Consider the following 13,950-nt stretch of genomic DNA (forward strand, 5'->3'; position numbering starts at 1 on the left):
GTGACAACGACCGTCCGTCCGGTGGCTTCCGCCGTGACAACGACCGTCCCTCGGGCGGTTTCCGTCGCGACGACCGTCCCTCCGGCGGCTTCAACCGCGACGACCGTGGCGGCCGTTCCTTCGACCGTCGCGACGACCGTCCCACCGGCGGCCACCGCGGCTCGGACCGTCCGTTCAACCGCGACCGTCGTGACGACCGTCCCTCCGGCGGCTTCCGCCGGGACAACGACCGTCCCTCCGGCGGCCACCGCGGCGGCGACCACCGCGGCACCGGCACGAACACCGGCTCCTTCGGCCGCCGTGACGACAAGCCGCGCTGGAAGCGCAACGGCTGACCTTCCGTCTCCGCAGACGCTTCCGTAGGCGTCTCCGTGGACCGGTAGCAGGGCCCGTACCTCCTCGTGGGGGTGCGGGCCCTGCTTCTTGCCCTCTTTGAACGGGTTCGAAAAAACCGCTGGGTACGGGCGGCCTGGGGTAATGTCAGGGCACTCGAGGCGGGCGTGAGCGCGGCAAGGGGGGGAGTGGTCGCCATGCCCTTCGGCGACGTGAACGGGGACAAGGCCAAGGACGTTCTCGTCCGGATGCCGGGCGGCGAACTCCGCGCCTACAAGCCCGCCCTGGGGAGGCCCCTCACTCCTTCGGTCCCGTACACCAAGGCCGGCAGCGGCTTCGGCGGCCTGAACGTCCTCACCACGCCCGGCGACCTCACCGGCGACGGTCGCGCCGACCTCATCGGGCGGAACGGCGACGCGCTGTACGTCTTCGCGGGGCGCGCCGGGGGTGCTGTCGGCAGCGCCGTGAAGCTGGGATCCGGGTGGTCCTCCTTCACGCACATCGTCGGCGTGGGTGACCTGAACGGGGACGGCGCGGGCGATCTGATCGCCCGCAGGAGCGACGGCTCGGTCTACCGGTACGACGGCACGGCCACAGGGCGTCTGAAGGCGGGCGTGAAGATCCTCTCCGGGTGGGGCGGCTCGTACAACGCGATCGTCGGCGTCGGCGACGTGAACGCGGACGCCAAGCCCGACCTCGTCGCACGCGACAAGGCGGGCGTGCTCTTCCACATGAGCGGCGACGGCAAGGGCTCCTTCGGCCGGGCGGTGCAGATCGGGACCGGCTGGGGCAGCATGAAGGGCCTCTTCTGAGGGGTGTTCGACCACGGCGGCGGGGCCGATGATCCGATACCCGATCGGCTCACCGGTCCCGTCCCGCTATGCTCAGGGATGACTCGCCGAGGGCCGTTAGCTCAATTGGCAGAGCAGCGGACTTTTAATCCGTTGGTTGTGGGTTCGAGTCCCACACGGCCTACGACTCAGCCCCAGGTCGGAGAAATCCGGCCTGGGGCTGACGTATGTCCCCTACGTGTCCAGGACCGTCGGGTCGAGGTGGGCCAGGCGATCGGGGTCCGCCAGGATGTCGATCGCGACGATCCCGGGGTGTCCTCGCGGCGCGACAACCGGGAGCGCAGCATGCAGGCACACCCGGGCGACGACGGTCGTGAGCCGGCCGCCCAGGTTCTGGATGCCGTGGGCGTCGGAGCGGCCGAGGCGTACCCAGCCCTCCTGCACGGCGGCGTCGGCCTCGCTCAGCGAGTCGAGCATCCGGTGGGCGACCGCCCCCAGTTGGCCCGGTTGGCCTCGAACTCCCGCGCGAGAAACTCGTTCTCGTCCCTCTCGCTCCCTCGTCGCGTCCTGTCGCCGCCATGACGCGTACGAGGGTGCGGACGTGACCGGAGGGGTGGCGTCTGTGAGATTCCGGCCGGGCTCCGGCGATCACGGGGATTTCCCCGGCCGATCGCGCCAAGAACCGGGAAACCCCACTTCAGCGCCGTGATCACCGACCGTAGATTTTCCGTCATGACCACGACGCAGAGCACCAGCCACGCCCCCGCCGCCGCGAACTCCGTACTCCGGGTCCCGCCGGCCTCGCCCGCCGCGGCCGCCGCCTACTTCTCGGCCAGTCTGGCCTTCCACGCGGACGTGTCCGACGTCGCCTCCGCGCTGGCGGCGGACGGCGACCCCGGTTTCGTGGTGCTCGACTCGCGGTCCACCGCGTCGTGGGACCAGGGCCACATCCCCGGCGCGATCCACCTGCCGACGGCGCTCATCCCCGAGCAGGCCGAGCAGCTGCTCGACAAGTCGGTGCCCGTCGTCACGTACTGCTGGGGCCCGGGCTGCAACGGCGCCACGCGCGCCGCGCTCGCCCTCGCCGAACTGGGTTACCAGGTCAAGGAGATGCTGGGCGGCTTCGAGTACTGGGCCCGTGAGGGCTTCGCGTTCGAGACCTGGGAGGGTCCTGAGCAGCGTGAATCCGACCCGTTGACGGCCCCCGTCGACGCCGACGACTGCGGCTGCTGAGCACCCGCGCGGAAGCACCTGTGCGTACTGAACCGTTAATCGGTTAGGGGCACGGCCCGGCATGGCGTAGGGTGGTGTTTACCGACGCGGGGTGGAGCAGCTCGGTAGCTCGCTGGGCTCATAACCCAGAGGTCGCAGGTTCAAATCCTGTCCCCGCTACTCAGTGGCCGAAGGCCCGGATCCTCAAGGATCCGGGCCTTCGTCGTGTTCCGGGGCCCCGGCCGACCGCTGCAAAGCGGTGTCCGAAACCGGGCCCGCCTCTTTGGCCCATCCCAGTGCCCACCGTAGTGTCACGGGCACCATGAGTGACAGGGTGGAAGTGACGGTACGGAGGCGGCTGCCCGCCGTCGTCCTGCTGCTCGCCCTCGGTGCCCTGCTGATCAGCGTCTGCCACGGTTCACACGGGCACACGCTCGCCCCGATCGGCGGCGCCACCCTCTCCGCGCCGGAACTCCCGCACGGCTGTGACCGGCCCGAGGAACGCTGGACCTTCGACGCCCATCTGCCCTCACAGGCGGCGGCCGCCCCGCTCGCGGCGCCGGGCGCCGACGGAGCCGTACCCCTCGCGTACGAGAAGGCCGCGCCGGCCGATCCGCGCGCGGGCCGGGCGGGCGACCGCGCCGGGCCCTGTGCCCCGCCGGGGCGTCTGCTCATCGCCCTGGGAGTCGACCGGAACTGAGCCGGGCCCTGGACATCCAGCGACCACGGCTTCGTCTCCGCGCACTCCAAGGACGTACCCCACCATGAGCAGACTGCTGTCCCTCGCCGAGCAGACCGTCGGCAACACCCCCACCCTCTGGATCGACGAGAGCCCCGGCACCGGCTACTGGGCCAAGCTCGAAGGCTTCAACTCCGGCGGCATCAAGGACCGCGCCGCCCTCTACATGGTCGAGCAGGCCCGCCGCCGAGGTGAGCTGCGCCCCGGCGCGCCGATCGTCGAGTCGACCTCCGGGACGCTGGGGCTCGGCCTCGCGCTCGCGGGCGTCCTGCACGGCCATCCCGTCCATGTCGTCACCGACCCCGGCCTCGAACCGATCGTCGAGCGGATGCTCGTCGCCCACGGCGCCCGCGTCCACGTCGTCGCCGAGCCGAGCCCCCGGGGCGGCTGGCAGCAGGCCCGGATGGACCGGGTCGCCGAGCTGCTGGGCGGCCTCGACGGCGCCTGGTGGCCCAACCAGTACGGGAATCCGGACAATCCGGCGGCGTACGGCGGGCTCGCCGCCGAGCTCTCCGGCCGGCTCGACCGGGTCGACGTGCTGGTCTGCGCGGTCGGGACCGGCGGCCACTCCTCGGGCATCGCCCGCGCCCTGCGCGCGACGACCATGCCCGCCCTGGAGCTCGTCGGTGTCGACAGCGTCGGCTCGACCGTCTTCGGGCTGCCGGCCCGCGAGCGTCTGATGCGCGGGCTCGGCTCCTCCATCCACCCGGGCAACGTCGACCACGACGCCTTCGACGAGATCCACTGGGTGGGGCCCGCCGAGGCGGTGCGGGCGGCGCGGACCCTGGCGGCCCGCCAGTTCGCCACCGGCGGCTGGAGCGTGGGCGCCGTGGCGCTGGTCGCGGGCTGGCTGGCCCGCACCCGGCCGCGCGGGACCCGGATCGCCGCCGTCTTCCCCGACGGCCCACAGCGCTACTTCGACACCGTCTTCAGCGACGACTTCTGCGCCCTGCACGGGCTCCTCGACGGGCCCGTACGGTCCGAGCCCGCCGCGTACCACGCCGCCGACGAGGTCGACGGCTGGACGCGGCGCGCGCTGGAGCGCGTCCGTTGAGGCGGATCCTGCGGCAGAGCCGCAGCTTCGATCCGGCCGTACGGCTCCTCTTCGCCAACCAGCTCACCATCAACCTCGGCTTCTACATGCTGATGCCCTACCTCGCCGCGCACCTGGCCGACGGCCTCGGCATGGCGGCGTGGGCGGTCGGCCTGGTCCTCGGCGCCCGGAACCTCTCCCAGCAGGGCATGTTCCTGGTCGGCGGCGCGCTCGCCGACCGGCTCGGCTTCAAACCGCTGATCGTGGCCGGGTGCGCCCTGCGCACGGCCGGTTTCGGGGCCCTCGCCTTCGCGCAGTCGCTGCCGGTGCTGCTCGTGGCGTCGGTGGCCACCGGACTCGCGGGAGCGCTGTTCAACCCGGCGGTACGCGCCTATCTGGCGGCGGAGGCGGGGGAACGGCGCGTCGAGGCGTTCGCGCTCTTCAACACGTACTACCAGGCGGGGATTCTGCTCGGGCCGCTGATCGGGGTGGCGCTGACAGGGGTGTCCTTCCGGCTGACGTGCGCGGTGGCCGCGCTGCTCTTCGCCGCGCTGACGCTCGTACAGCTGCGGCATCTGCCGGTACGGACGGCCGGGACGGGGCCGGAGGAGCGGGACGAGGAGCGGGGGCAGTTCCGGACGGTCCTGGCCAATCGGCCGTTCCTGCTCTTCGCGCTGGCCATGACCGGGTCGTACGTCCTGTCCTTCCAGGTCTATCTCGCCCTGCCCCTGGCGGCCGGGTCGACCGCCGCGACCACCGCGATCTTCGTCGTCTCCGCGCTGGTCACCCTGGGCGGCCAGCTGCGGATCACGGACTGGTGCAAGCGGCGGTGGTCCCGGCAGCGGTGTCTGGTGGCCGGGCTCGCGCTGCTGGGCGCCGCCTTCCTGCTGCCGGTCGCGGTCGGCGGGATCACCGGACTGTTGCTGTGTGCTGCGGTTCTCGCGGTCGGGAACGCCGTCCTCTACCCGTTTGAGATGGACACCGTCGTCGCGCTGTCCGGCGGCCGGTGGCCGGCCACGCACTACGGCCTCTACAACACCGTCTGCGGGATCGGCATCACCCTCGGGAACCTCGGCACGGGCGCGCTGCTCGGCGTGGGCGGGTGGCCGGCCCTGCCGTGGCTGGTGCTGTGCGCGGTGGGGCTCGGCTGCGCGGGAGCGGTGGCGGCGCTCGCGCGGGGCGGGCGGCTCGCGCCCGGAAAGCCGCGCGAAGAGGCGGAGGAGGAGTCGGGCGAGGGGGTGCGGGAGGGGGCCTGAGTCCGCGCGAACGCCGGGCCGCGGGCCTCGGAGTGCCGGTCGGGTGGTCGGGGGCCCGGAGCGCTGGTCGGGTGGTCCGGGTGGGTTGGCGGTGGGGGGCCCGGTGGTCCGGGTGGGTGGTCCGGGTGGGTGGACCCTTCCCCGGTTGGCCGATGGCGAGTCGCCGCGCGGCGCGGCTACGGCCAGCCTGGGTGGGGCGCGGTACCGTCCGCAGCCGTCCCTCGCCTTCCGCGGGGCGACTCCAAGGCGGACCGGGCAGGGAGAGCACAGGTGGGGCGACCATCGCGGGGCGGCGGCACCGACGGAGGACGGGGAGGCCCGACCCGGAGCGAGCGGGCGCGCCGGTTCATCCGGGCGCTGCCCGCGCTTCTGATCGTCGGCGGGGTCGTCTACGACCTGGCGACCCCGCCCACCTTCACCGCCGCTCCGCTCTTCTCGGCCGCCCCGCTGATCGCGGCGCCGTTCTTCTCCCTGCGGACGACCCTGGTCACCGGCCTCGCCGCCCTGGCCGCCGTTCTCGGACTGCACATCTACAACGGCACGATCGGCAGGGTCCCGGCACTGACCGAGATCCTCACCGTGTTCACGGTCTCCGCGCTGGCCCTGCTCGTCAACCGGGTCGTCCGGCGCAGCGGTGAACGGCTGGCGTCCGCGCGGGTGATCGCCGAGACCGCTCAACGGGCGGTACTGCCCGTTCCCGCCGAGCGGATCAGCGGACTGCAGATCGCCGCGCGGTACGAGGCGGCGCAGGCGGACGCGTTCATCGGCGGGGACCTCTTCGCGGTGCAGGACACGCCGTACGGGGTCCGGCTCGTCGTCGGGGACGTACGCGGCAAGGGGCTCGACGCCGTGGAGGCGGTGGCCATCGTCATCGGGGCGTTCCGGGAGGCCGCCGAGCAGGAGAGAACCCTGGAGGGGGTGGCGCAACGGCTGGAACGGGCGCTCACCCGGGAGGGCGCCCGCCGGGACGACCTGGACGCCTTCGAGGGGTTCACGACGGCCGTGCTCGCCGAGATCCCACGGGGGGCCGGCGTGCTGCGCGTCGTGAACCGCGGCCATCCGGAGCCGCTGCTGCTGTACGCCGACGGGGGCCTCGGCCGGGTGGAGCCGTCCGAGCCGGCGCTGCCGCTGGGCATGGGCGACCTGGCGGCGTGGCCGGACCGGGCCGACGAGGCGCCGTACCCGCCGGGCGCGACCCTGCTGCTCTACACGGACGGACTGTCCGAGGCGCGCGACGCGAACGGCGTCTTCTACGACCCCGCCGCGCGGCTGGCGGGGCGGATCTTCCCCGGGCCCGGGGAACTGCTCGACGCTTTGGTGGACGACGTACGGCGGTACACGGGCGGCGGCTCGAACGACGACATGGCGCTGCTCGCGGTGAGCAGGCCGGGGGAGGGCCAGCCCGCGCGGCGCAGGACGATGCCCGTCGTGCCGTAACCGACGGCGCACACGGTGCGTAGTCGAAGGACACCCCTGCGCATAACAGTTGACGAACGATCAGATCGGGTGGGTTTCCGGCGGCCGGAGGGCGGGTCCTCAACTCGCCCGATTGCGCCTGGTTGCCACTCATAAGTCCTGGTGGGGGCGGGGAATGATCAAGGGGAACAGCTTGGAATCCGGTCCCCGCGTCTATTAACGTTCGATAACGCAGTGCGGTCGTCACAACCGTCGCAAGAGGCGGCACCGTGCGCACGCGCCGAATTCCGCAAGGGAACCGGGGAACCACCACCTTGGGGTGAATCGGGTCGAATTGGGCCCGTAGGAGACCTTCCTGCTCCGAACCCGTCAGCTAACCCGGTAGGCGATAAGGAAGGAAAGGAGTACGCCTCCGTGGCGTCCAACACCCCTGCCCCCGAAGCCCCCTTCGACTCGTTCGGTGCCTCGGGTGCCGCGGGCGCGGGCACCGACACGGTGTGGGAGGAATGGAATCCCACCGAGGACTCCGTCCGCCCCGTGCGTGGCCGGCACCGCGTTGCCAAGCAGCGCTCCAACTTCGCCCGCAGCTCCACCGTCCTCGGCGTCGGTGTCATCGCGGCCGTCGGCGGGGCCGGCATGGCCACCGCGCAGGACAAGCCGCCGGTCTCCATATCGCTGCCCGACCTCCCGGACGCGATCACGGATCATGTGCCGGACGCCTCCTCCCTGCCGGGCATCGGTTCCCTGATGGGGGACGCGGAGGACGGCGAGAACACCGACGGGCAGAACGCCGCGCCCCTCACCACCGCCTCCCTGACCACTGACGCCGGCCCCGGGCAGCGCACCGGCGCCGACGCGGGCGAGGCACTGCGCGCCCGGATCCTTCAGCAGGCCGAGCAGCAGAAGGCGTCCGCCGACGCGGAGGCGAAGGCGGCCTCGGAGAAGTCCGCCGCCGAGCAGGCCGCCGCCGAGGCGAAGGCGCAGCAGACGGCCGCGCAGAAGGCCGCGGCCGAGGCGAAGAAGAAGGCGGACGCGGAAGCCGCGGCCAAGGCCGAGGCGGAGCGGCTGGCCGAACTGGCCGCGAGTTACTCGCTTCCGACCTCCTCGTACACGATCACCTCCACCTTCGGCCAGTCCGGATCGATGTGGTCCTCGGGCTATCACACGGGTCTCGACTTCGCGGCCCCGACGGGCACCCCGGTCAAGGCCGTGCACGGCGGCACCGTCAAGTCGGCCGGCTGGTCCGGCTCGTACGGCTATCGGATCGTCCTGGAGCTGGAGGACGGTACGGAGGTGTGGTTCTGCCACCTGTCGTCGATGACGGTCGGGGCCGGGCAGACGGTCGGGACCGGCGAGACCATCGGGCGGGTCGGCGCGACGGGCAATGTCACGGGCCCGCACCTGCACCTGGAGGTGCACACCCCGGGCGGCGACGGCGTCGACCCCGCCGCCTGGCTCCGGGGCAAGGGCCTCAGCGTCTGACGGCGGCCGCGCCCGCAGCCCCTCCGCACGCTCTGACACGCCTCACCCCGAACCGCACGGCCGAGCGCACCGCCCGGCCGGCGCGGTCCCACGTCCGTGAGTCCCTGACGGCCGCCGGTGCTCGCACCGGCGCGTCCTCGCACGCCGGCAGCCTGGCGACACCCCCCCGACGCCATGGCTGCCGGTTTCTCCGCAGGGTCAGGAGCGGTACGGGTTGTAGGAGCCGTAGTCCCGGTACGGCGGCGGCGTCCACACCCGGCCCGTGGCCCGCGCCGCGTACGTCAGCGACGGCGCCGCTATCCCCTTGCGCTGCCACAGGTGGTGCAGCAGCTCCTGCTCGCGCGCCATGAAGTCCGGGCCGGCCGCGCCCCGGTGGGCCCGGTGCCGCAGAAACGCCAGGCTCGTCGCGAAGGCTTCGTATTCGGCGACCGCCCGGGCCGCCGCCGGTCCGTACGTACGCGCCGCGAAGTCCCTGGCCATGCCGCGCGCCCGCATCGAGGAGAGCGCGAGGGGCTCGGCGGGCGAGAGCCAGCCCGCCGCCGCGTACGCGGGCAGCGATCCGGATATCGTGCGCAGCTCCCGCTGTCGGGTCCATATCGCCAGCCAGGTCAGCAGCCCGAAGGCCGGGACCATGAAAGCGCCGTAGACGGCGTAGAAGCCCCAGGGGCCGAACAGCGACGACGATCCGTTCCACAGCGCGTGCATGCCCATCGCCAGGGCGAGTCCGAGCAGGGGCAGTACGGTCCGTACGACGCGCCGACGGCGGGCGAGGAGCGCCGCGACGCCGAACCCGATCCCCGTCAGCACGGTGAACAGGGGATGCGCGAACGGCGACATCACGATCCGCACGAAGAAGGTCGCCGCGGTGACGGAAGCGAGACCGCTCGTGCCGAACTCCTGGTCGTCGCCGAAGGCGTTGCCCAGATAGAGGATGTTCTCGGTGAAGGCGAAGCCGGTCGCGGTGAAGCCGCCGATGACGACGCCGTCGACCAGTCCGGTGAAGTCCCGTCTCCGGAACAGGAAGATGATCATGATCGCGGCGGCCTTGGCGCTCTCCTCCACCACCGGGGCGATGACGGTGGCGCCGAGGGTGTCCGCCGAGGACGGGTCGGCGGTCGCGGTGGCGATCCAGCGGGTCGCGAAGGAGTTCGCGAGGATCGCGACGAGCGCGGCGGCGCACGCCCCCCAGGCGAAGGCGAACAGCAGATTCCGCCAGGGGCCCGGTTCGACGCGGTCCAGCCAGCGGAACGCGGCCATGAGGAGCGGGACGGGGAGGGTCGCCAGACCCAGGCCGACGAGGAAGCCCTCCGTGCCGGTCTGCTCCCGCACGATCCCCAGGATCACCAGCCCGCACAGGGCGAGAACGGTGAACACCGCGACGAGCCGCACCACCCTGCTGCGCCAGAAGGCGCGGCGCGGCGCGTAACGCCACTGGGCGCGCTCCGGCACGGCCGCGAAGGAGGGCTCGGCCTCGAAGGCCGGGACCGCCGGGCGCGGGTGCGGATGCTGTGCTGCGTGCGAAGGAGACACCCAATGACCCTAGCGAGGGCCACTGACACGCGCGACGGACTTCCGCAGGCGGCCGTCACCGGCCGTCTCGCCGGCCCCGTTGCCTGCGGCTGTACGGCCGTCACCGGCCGTCTCGCCGGCCCCGTTGCCTGCGGCTGTACGGCCGTCCCCGGTTACTTCCGGCGGAACAGGAGGTCGTGCACGACGTGGCCCTTGTCGAGGCCCTGCCCCTCGAAACGAGTGAGCGGCCGGAAGGCGGGGCGCGGCGCGTAGCCGCCGTCGGGCGCGGTGTTCTCGAAGTCCGGATGCGCGGTGAGCACCTCGAGCATCTGCTCGGCGTACTCCTCCCAGTCCGTGGCGCAGTGGAGCACGGCGCCCGGCTTCATCCGGGTCGCGAGCAGGCTCAGGAACTCGGGCTGGATCAGCCGGCGCTTGTGGTGCCGCTTCTTCGGCCAGGGGTCGGGGAAGTACACCCGGACGCCGTCGAGGGCGTCGGCCGTGAGCATCTCGCGGAGCAGGATGATCGCGTCGCCGTTCGCCACGCGGATGTTGGACAGGCCGTTGCGGTCGGCGAGGCCGAGCAGGTTGCCCTGGCCGGGCGTGTGGACGTCGACCGCGAGGATGCCGGTGCCGGGGTCGTCGGCGGCCATCTGCGCGGTGGCCTCGCCCATGCCGAAGCCGATCTCCAGGACGACCGGAAGCCCGTCGAACATCGCGTCCAGATCCAGGACGCTCTTGCCGTCGATGTCCATTCCCCAGGAGGGCCACAGCTTGAGCAGCGCCTCCGCCTGCCCGGCGGTGACCCGGCTGCGGCGCGGCTGGAAGCTGCGGATCCGCCGCTCGTGGTGCGACCCGGCGGGGTCGGGCTGGGGCCCGCTGCCGTCGGCGAACATACGGCTGCCGCGACGCGCGGGGACCGGGGCGGGGGAGAGGGCTGTGGATTCTTGGGGCTCAGACACAATGCCCCGATTCTACGGCGGGTCGGCGCAGGAGTGCTCAGGAGCGGACGAGGGGCCCGGCTACAGCAGGGCCAACGCCCGCCGTGCCACCTCGCGGCCGATCGGGAGGGACGCCGTCGCCGCGGGAGAGGGGGCGTTCAGCACGTGCACCGTCCTCGGTGCCTCGCGGATCAGGAAGTCGTCCGCCAGGGTGCCGTCCCGCAGGACCGCCTGGGCCCGCACACCCGCGGGCGCCGGGCGCAGGTCCGACTCCTCGACCGAGGGCAGCAGCCGGCGGACCGCGTCCGTGAAGGCCCGCTTCGACAGGGAGCGGCGCAGCTCCCCGGCGCCGTAGCGCCAGTGACGTCGGGCTATCTGCCAGGACCCGGGCCACGACACGGTCTCGGCGACCTCCAGGGGCCGGATCACGGACCAGCCGTACCCCTCGCGGGCGAGGGCCGGCACGGCGTTCGGTCCGACGTGGACGCCGCCGTCGATGCCCCGCGTCAGGTGCACGCCGAGGAAGGGGAAAGCGGGGTCCGGCACGGGATAGACGAGGCCGCGGACCAGGGAGGGGCGGTTCAGCTCGTAGTACTCACCCCGGAAGGGGACGATCCGCATCCCGGGGTCGTCGCCCGCGAGGCGGGCCACCCGGTCGCACTGGAGCCCGGCGCAGTTCACCAGCACCCGGCCGCGCACGATCTGCCCCGACGCCGTCCGCACCGCCACGCCCCAGGCGCGCCGGTCGACCGTGGTCACCTCCGCGCCGTACCGGATGTCCGCGCCGGAGGACTCGGCCAGCTGCGCCGCCACCGCCGCGTAGTCGCACACGCCGGTCGTGCCGACGTGGATCGCGGCGAGGCCCCGCACCCGCGGTTCGTACTCCGTGATCTGTGCGGGACCCAGCTCCCGGACCGGAATGCCGTTCTCCCGGCCGCGCTGGACCAGGGCGTGGAGCCGGGGCAGCTCGTCCCGGCCGGTGGCGACGATCAGCTTGCCCGTGACCTCGTGCGCGATGCCGTACTCCGCGCAGAATTTGATCATCTCGGCGGCGCCGCGCACGGCGTAGCGGGCCTTGAGCGAGCCGGGGCGGTAGTAGATCCCGCTGTGGATCACTCCGCTGTTCCGCCCGGTCTGGTGCCGGGCGGGGCCGGGCTCCTTCTCCAGGACGGTGACGCGCGTCCCGGGCGCGGCACGGGTGAGCGCGTACGCCGTCGACAGACCGACGATCCCGCCGCCGATCACCAGCACATCACAGTCGAAGCCGTCTGCGGACACCTGAGCCACCTCCCACCCCGATAGTGCACTGGCCCACTGACAATGGCCTTAAACCAGGTGGGACGAGGGTCACGCCGGTGCCATCAGCAGCGGCCGTGCCCGCTCACGCAGCTCGACCACCCGGGGCTCGTCGCCGTACGGCTCCAGCCGGTGCAGCAGATCCCGTACGTACTCCGTCGTACGCGCCGAGGAGATCCGCCCGGCCACCTCCACCGCGCGCGTGCCCGCCGCGCATGCCGCGTCGAGATTGCCCGACTCGAGCTCGGCGACCGCGCTCACCACCAGGCGCAAGCCGTGCGAGCGGACGAACTCCTCCGTCGGACGCGACAGTGCCTGCTCCGTGAAACGGCGGACCTGGCGTGGTGCCTTCAGGTCCCGGTAGCACTCGGCGGCGTCGGCCGCGAAGCGGTCGTACGAGTAGAAGCCCAGCCAGGAGGGGTCGGCGTCGCCCTCCCGGGCGCGCTCGAGCCACCCCTCCGCCGCCTTGAGGGCCGTCCCGGCGGCCACCGCGTCGTTCGCCTTGGCGTGCGCGCGGGCCTCCACGAGACGGAAGAAGGACATGGTGCGGGCGGTGGCCAGCCCGCGGTTGCGCTCCAGTGCGGCCTGGGCCAGGTCCACGCCCTCGTCGGCGAAGCCCCGGTAGATCGCCTGGAGGGACATCGAGGCCAGCACATAGCCGCCCAGCGGCACGTCGGCGGCCGCGCGGGCCAGCCGCAGGGCCTGGATGTAGTACCGCTGCGCCGCCTCCTGCTGGCCCGTGTCGAAGGCCATCCAGCCGGCCAGCCGGGTCAGCTCGGCGGTCGCTCCGAACAGCGCCCGGCCGACCTCGTCCGCGTACGAACCGAGCAGCAGCGGCGCCGCGTCAACCCGTAAGCACTCCGGCACCATCGACGAACGCCAGTCCCCACCGCCGTACTTGGAGTCCCAGCGCCGGGCGTCCTCCGCCGCCTCCCGCAGCTTGGCCACATCGCTGTGGCCCACGCGCGCGGGTGCCTCGTCGGCCGCCGCCACCCCGCTTCCCGCCGAGCCCTCGGCCAAACGCTCGACCGAGGAGTCGGCGGGGGTTATCAGCCACCGGGACGCGGGCGTGGCGTACGCGCTCACCGCGAAGGAACCCGCCAGCGACTGCCAGATCCCGCCGCCACCGGCCCGTCGCCCGGCCAGATCCAGCCGGTACAGCTCGGTCGCCGAGCGGACCGCCTCCCCCACGTCGCGCGGGAAGGCGAGCCCCACTTCCGGCGCCGGATCGGCGTCCGCCAGTCCGATCTCGTGCAGCGGCACCGGACGGCCGAGCTTCTGGCCGATCGCGGCGGCGATCAGATGCGGGGCGGCGCCCTGCGGCACCATGCCCTTCGACACCCACCTGGCCACCGACGTCTTGTCGTAACGAAGGGTCAGACCACGCTGCGCGCCGAGGTCGTTGACCCGCCGGGCCAAGCCGGCGTTACTGATTCCCGCGAGGGCGAGAACCGTGCCGAGCTTGTCGTTCGGCCCGCGTTGCTCCCTGGACATGCGCCACCCCTCGACACACAGACAGCCGCCGCACACCAGGAATGGGGCGCGGCTTTCGTGCCGTGTTCTCCCGGAAGGCACCCCCTGACCCCGGCCGCAAGAGCATATGGCCGAGCCCGTCGGAATATGCGCCCCCTGCGGAGAACAGCAGTGACACACAGCGTAGTTCGCCGCATCCCGACCGTTAAGAGGCGGTGTTCCGTATGGCGAGATTGTTGTGCGTTCGGGTGGATGGCGTCCGGTGGCCGTGCTCCCACCGTGTGGCCGTGCGCCCGGCCGTGCGCTCTCGCCCGGCCGGCGGGGAGAGCGCTTCCATGAGTCCTGCGTGGGTCGGCCCACTACGCGTTGAACCAGTGGGCTGGGGGACACCGCCGCCTTCAATTCCCCGCGGGCGGCGGACCGGTCCGGGAGGCGAACAGCGCCTCCCGGACTGCTGTCGGCGCGGTGCCGG

At 72.7% G+C, this 13,950-nt stretch carries 11 protein-coding genes, 2 tRNA genes, 2 pseudogenes and 1 riboswitch; of the genes and pseudogenes, 10 read left to right on the forward strand and 5 right to left on the reverse strand.

What is annotated here, in order from left to right:
* From ACZ7J0_RS14685 to ACZ7J0_RS14695, 3 genes and pseudogenes are all read left to right on the forward strand, one after another.
* A pseudogene (locus tag ACZ7J0_RS14685) lies at window positions 1–335 on the forward strand (DEAD/DEAH box helicase); the annotation flags it as partial.
* Between the two features lie 195 nt (window positions 336–530).
* Window positions 531–1,145 (forward strand): FG-GAP repeat domain-containing protein, encoded by a 615-nt coding sequence (locus ACZ7J0_RS14690; RefSeq protein WP_470887269.1) that lies wholly within the window; start codon window positions 531–533, stop codon window positions 1,143–1,145.
* A 90-nt stretch (window positions 1,146–1,235) separates the two neighbouring features.
* Window positions 1,236–1,308: transfer RNA gene (locus ACZ7J0_RS14695), tRNA-Lys, on the forward strand.
* A gap of 130 nt (window positions 1,309–1,438) precedes the next feature.
* On the opposite strand, the pseudogene ACZ7J0_RS14700 reads toward ACZ7J0_RS14695, so the two are convergent.
* A pseudogene (locus ACZ7J0_RS14700) lies at window positions 1,439–1,753 on the reverse strand (hypothetical protein); the annotation flags it as partial.
* A 103-nt stretch (window positions 1,754–1,856) separates the two neighbouring features.
* Here ACZ7J0_RS14700 and ACZ7J0_RS14705 point away from each other — a divergent pair.
* The 7 genes from ACZ7J0_RS14705 (at window position 1,857) to ACZ7J0_RS14735 (ending at window position 8,262) form a co-directional block, all read left to right on the forward strand.
* Window positions 1,857–2,357 carry a rhodanese-like domain-containing protein gene (locus ACZ7J0_RS14705; protein WP_470887270.1) on the forward strand — a complete coding sequence of 167 codons (501 nt, stop codon included), beginning with the start codon at window positions 1,857–1,859 and terminating at the stop codon, window positions 2,355–2,357.
* An 85-nt stretch (window positions 2,358–2,442) separates the two neighbouring features.
* Window positions 2,443–2,516 (forward strand) — tRNA-Met (locus ACZ7J0_RS14710).
* 142 nt (window positions 2,517–2,658) lie between these two features.
* Window positions 2,659–3,036, forward strand: a complete 378-nt coding sequence (locus ACZ7J0_RS14715) for a hypothetical protein (protein WP_470887272.1) — start codon at window positions 2,659–2,661, stop codon at window positions 3,034–3,036.
* Between the two features lie 64 nt (window positions 3,037–3,100).
* Entirely contained in the window at window positions 3,101–4,129 is a 1,029-nt protein-coding gene (locus tag ACZ7J0_RS14720; protein WP_470887274.1) for a PLP-dependent cysteine synthase family protein, read from the forward strand.
* Window positions 4,126–5,364: an MFS transporter gene (locus ACZ7J0_RS14725; protein ID WP_470887276.1), complete on the forward strand. Its 1,239-nt coding sequence runs from the start codon at window positions 4,126–4,128 to the stop codon at window positions 5,362–5,364. Before ACZ7J0_RS14720 ends, ACZ7J0_RS14725 begins: the two co-directional genes overlap by 4 nt.
* Before the next feature lie 270 nt (window positions 5,365–5,634).
* Window positions 5,635–6,801: a PP2C family protein-serine/threonine phosphatase gene (locus tag ACZ7J0_RS14730; protein ID WP_470887278.1), complete on the forward strand. Its 1,167-nt coding sequence runs from the start codon at window positions 5,635–5,637 to the stop codon at window positions 6,799–6,801.
* A 247-nt stretch (window positions 6,802–7,048) separates the two neighbouring features.
* A riboswitch (cyclic di-AMP (ydaO/yuaA leader) is annotated at window positions 7,049–7,183 on the forward strand.
* An 11-nt stretch (window positions 7,184–7,194) separates the two neighbouring features.
* Complete coding sequence (locus ACZ7J0_RS14735) at window positions 7,195–8,262, forward strand: M23 family metallopeptidase (RefSeq protein ID WP_470887280.1); 1,068 nt, start codon at window positions 7,195–7,197, stop codon at window positions 8,260–8,262.
* 198 nt (window positions 8,263–8,460) lie between these two features.
* Here ACZ7J0_RS14735 and ACZ7J0_RS14740 read toward each other — a convergent pair whose 3' ends face one another.
* The 4 genes from ACZ7J0_RS14740 to ACZ7J0_RS14755 all read right to left on the reverse strand — a co-directional run bounded on the left by ACZ7J0_RS14740 (window position 8,461) and on the right by ACZ7J0_RS14755 (window position 13,499).
* Window positions 8,461–9,792 carry a PrsW family intramembrane metalloprotease gene (locus ACZ7J0_RS14740; protein ID WP_470887282.1) on the reverse strand — a complete coding sequence of 444 codons (1,332 nt, stop codon included), beginning with the start codon at window positions 9,790–9,792 and terminating at the stop codon, window positions 8,461–8,463.
* Between the two features lie 152 nt (window positions 9,793–9,944).
* Window positions 9,945–10,664, reverse strand: a complete 720-nt coding sequence (gene trmB / locus ACZ7J0_RS14745) for a tRNA (guanosine(46)-N7)-methyltransferase TrmB (protein WP_470887338.1) — start codon at window positions 10,662–10,664, stop codon at window positions 9,945–9,947.
* A 126-nt stretch (window positions 10,665–10,790) separates the two neighbouring features.
* Window positions 10,791–11,987: an L-2-hydroxyglutarate oxidase gene (lhgO, locus tag ACZ7J0_RS14750; RefSeq protein WP_470887284.1), complete on the reverse strand. Its 1,197-nt coding sequence runs from the start codon at window positions 11,985–11,987 to the stop codon at window positions 10,791–10,793.
* A 69-nt stretch (window positions 11,988–12,056) separates the two neighbouring features.
* Window positions 12,057–13,499 carry an MFS transporter gene (locus ACZ7J0_RS14755; protein WP_470887286.1) on the reverse strand — a complete coding sequence of 481 codons (1,443 nt, stop codon included), beginning with the start codon at window positions 13,497–13,499 and terminating at the stop codon, window positions 12,057–12,059.
* Window positions 13,500–13,950: the final 451 nt, after the last annotated feature.

Source organism: Streptomyces sp. NPDC038280, assembly GCF_055600045.1.

What these genes read in the sequence shown, in the direction of transcription:
- ACZ7J0_RS14690 (WP_470887269.1), top strand. Translation starts at nt 531, where the DNA reads ATGCCCTTCGGCGACGTGAACGGGGACAAGGCCAAGGACGTTCTCGTC.
- ACZ7J0_RS14705 (WP_470887270.1), top strand. Translation starts at nt 1,857, where the DNA reads ATGACCACGACGCAGAGCACCAGCCACGCCCCCGCCGCCGCGAACTCC.
- ACZ7J0_RS14715 (WP_470887272.1), top strand. Translation starts at nt 2,659, where the DNA reads ATGAGTGACAGGGTGGAAGTGACGGTACGGAGGCGGCTGCCCGCCGTC.
- ACZ7J0_RS14720 (WP_470887274.1), top strand. Translation starts at nt 3,101, where the DNA reads ATGAGCAGACTGCTGTCCCTCGCCGAGCAGACCGTCGGCAACACCCCC.
- trmB (WP_470887338.1), bottom strand. Translation starts at nt 10,664, where the DNA reads ATGTTCGCCGACGGCAGCGGGCCCCAGCCCGACCCCGCCGGGTCGCAC.
- ACZ7J0_RS14755 (WP_470887286.1), bottom strand. Translation starts at nt 13,499, where the DNA reads ATGTCCAGGGAGCAACGCGGGCCGAACGACAAGCTCGGCACGGTTCTC.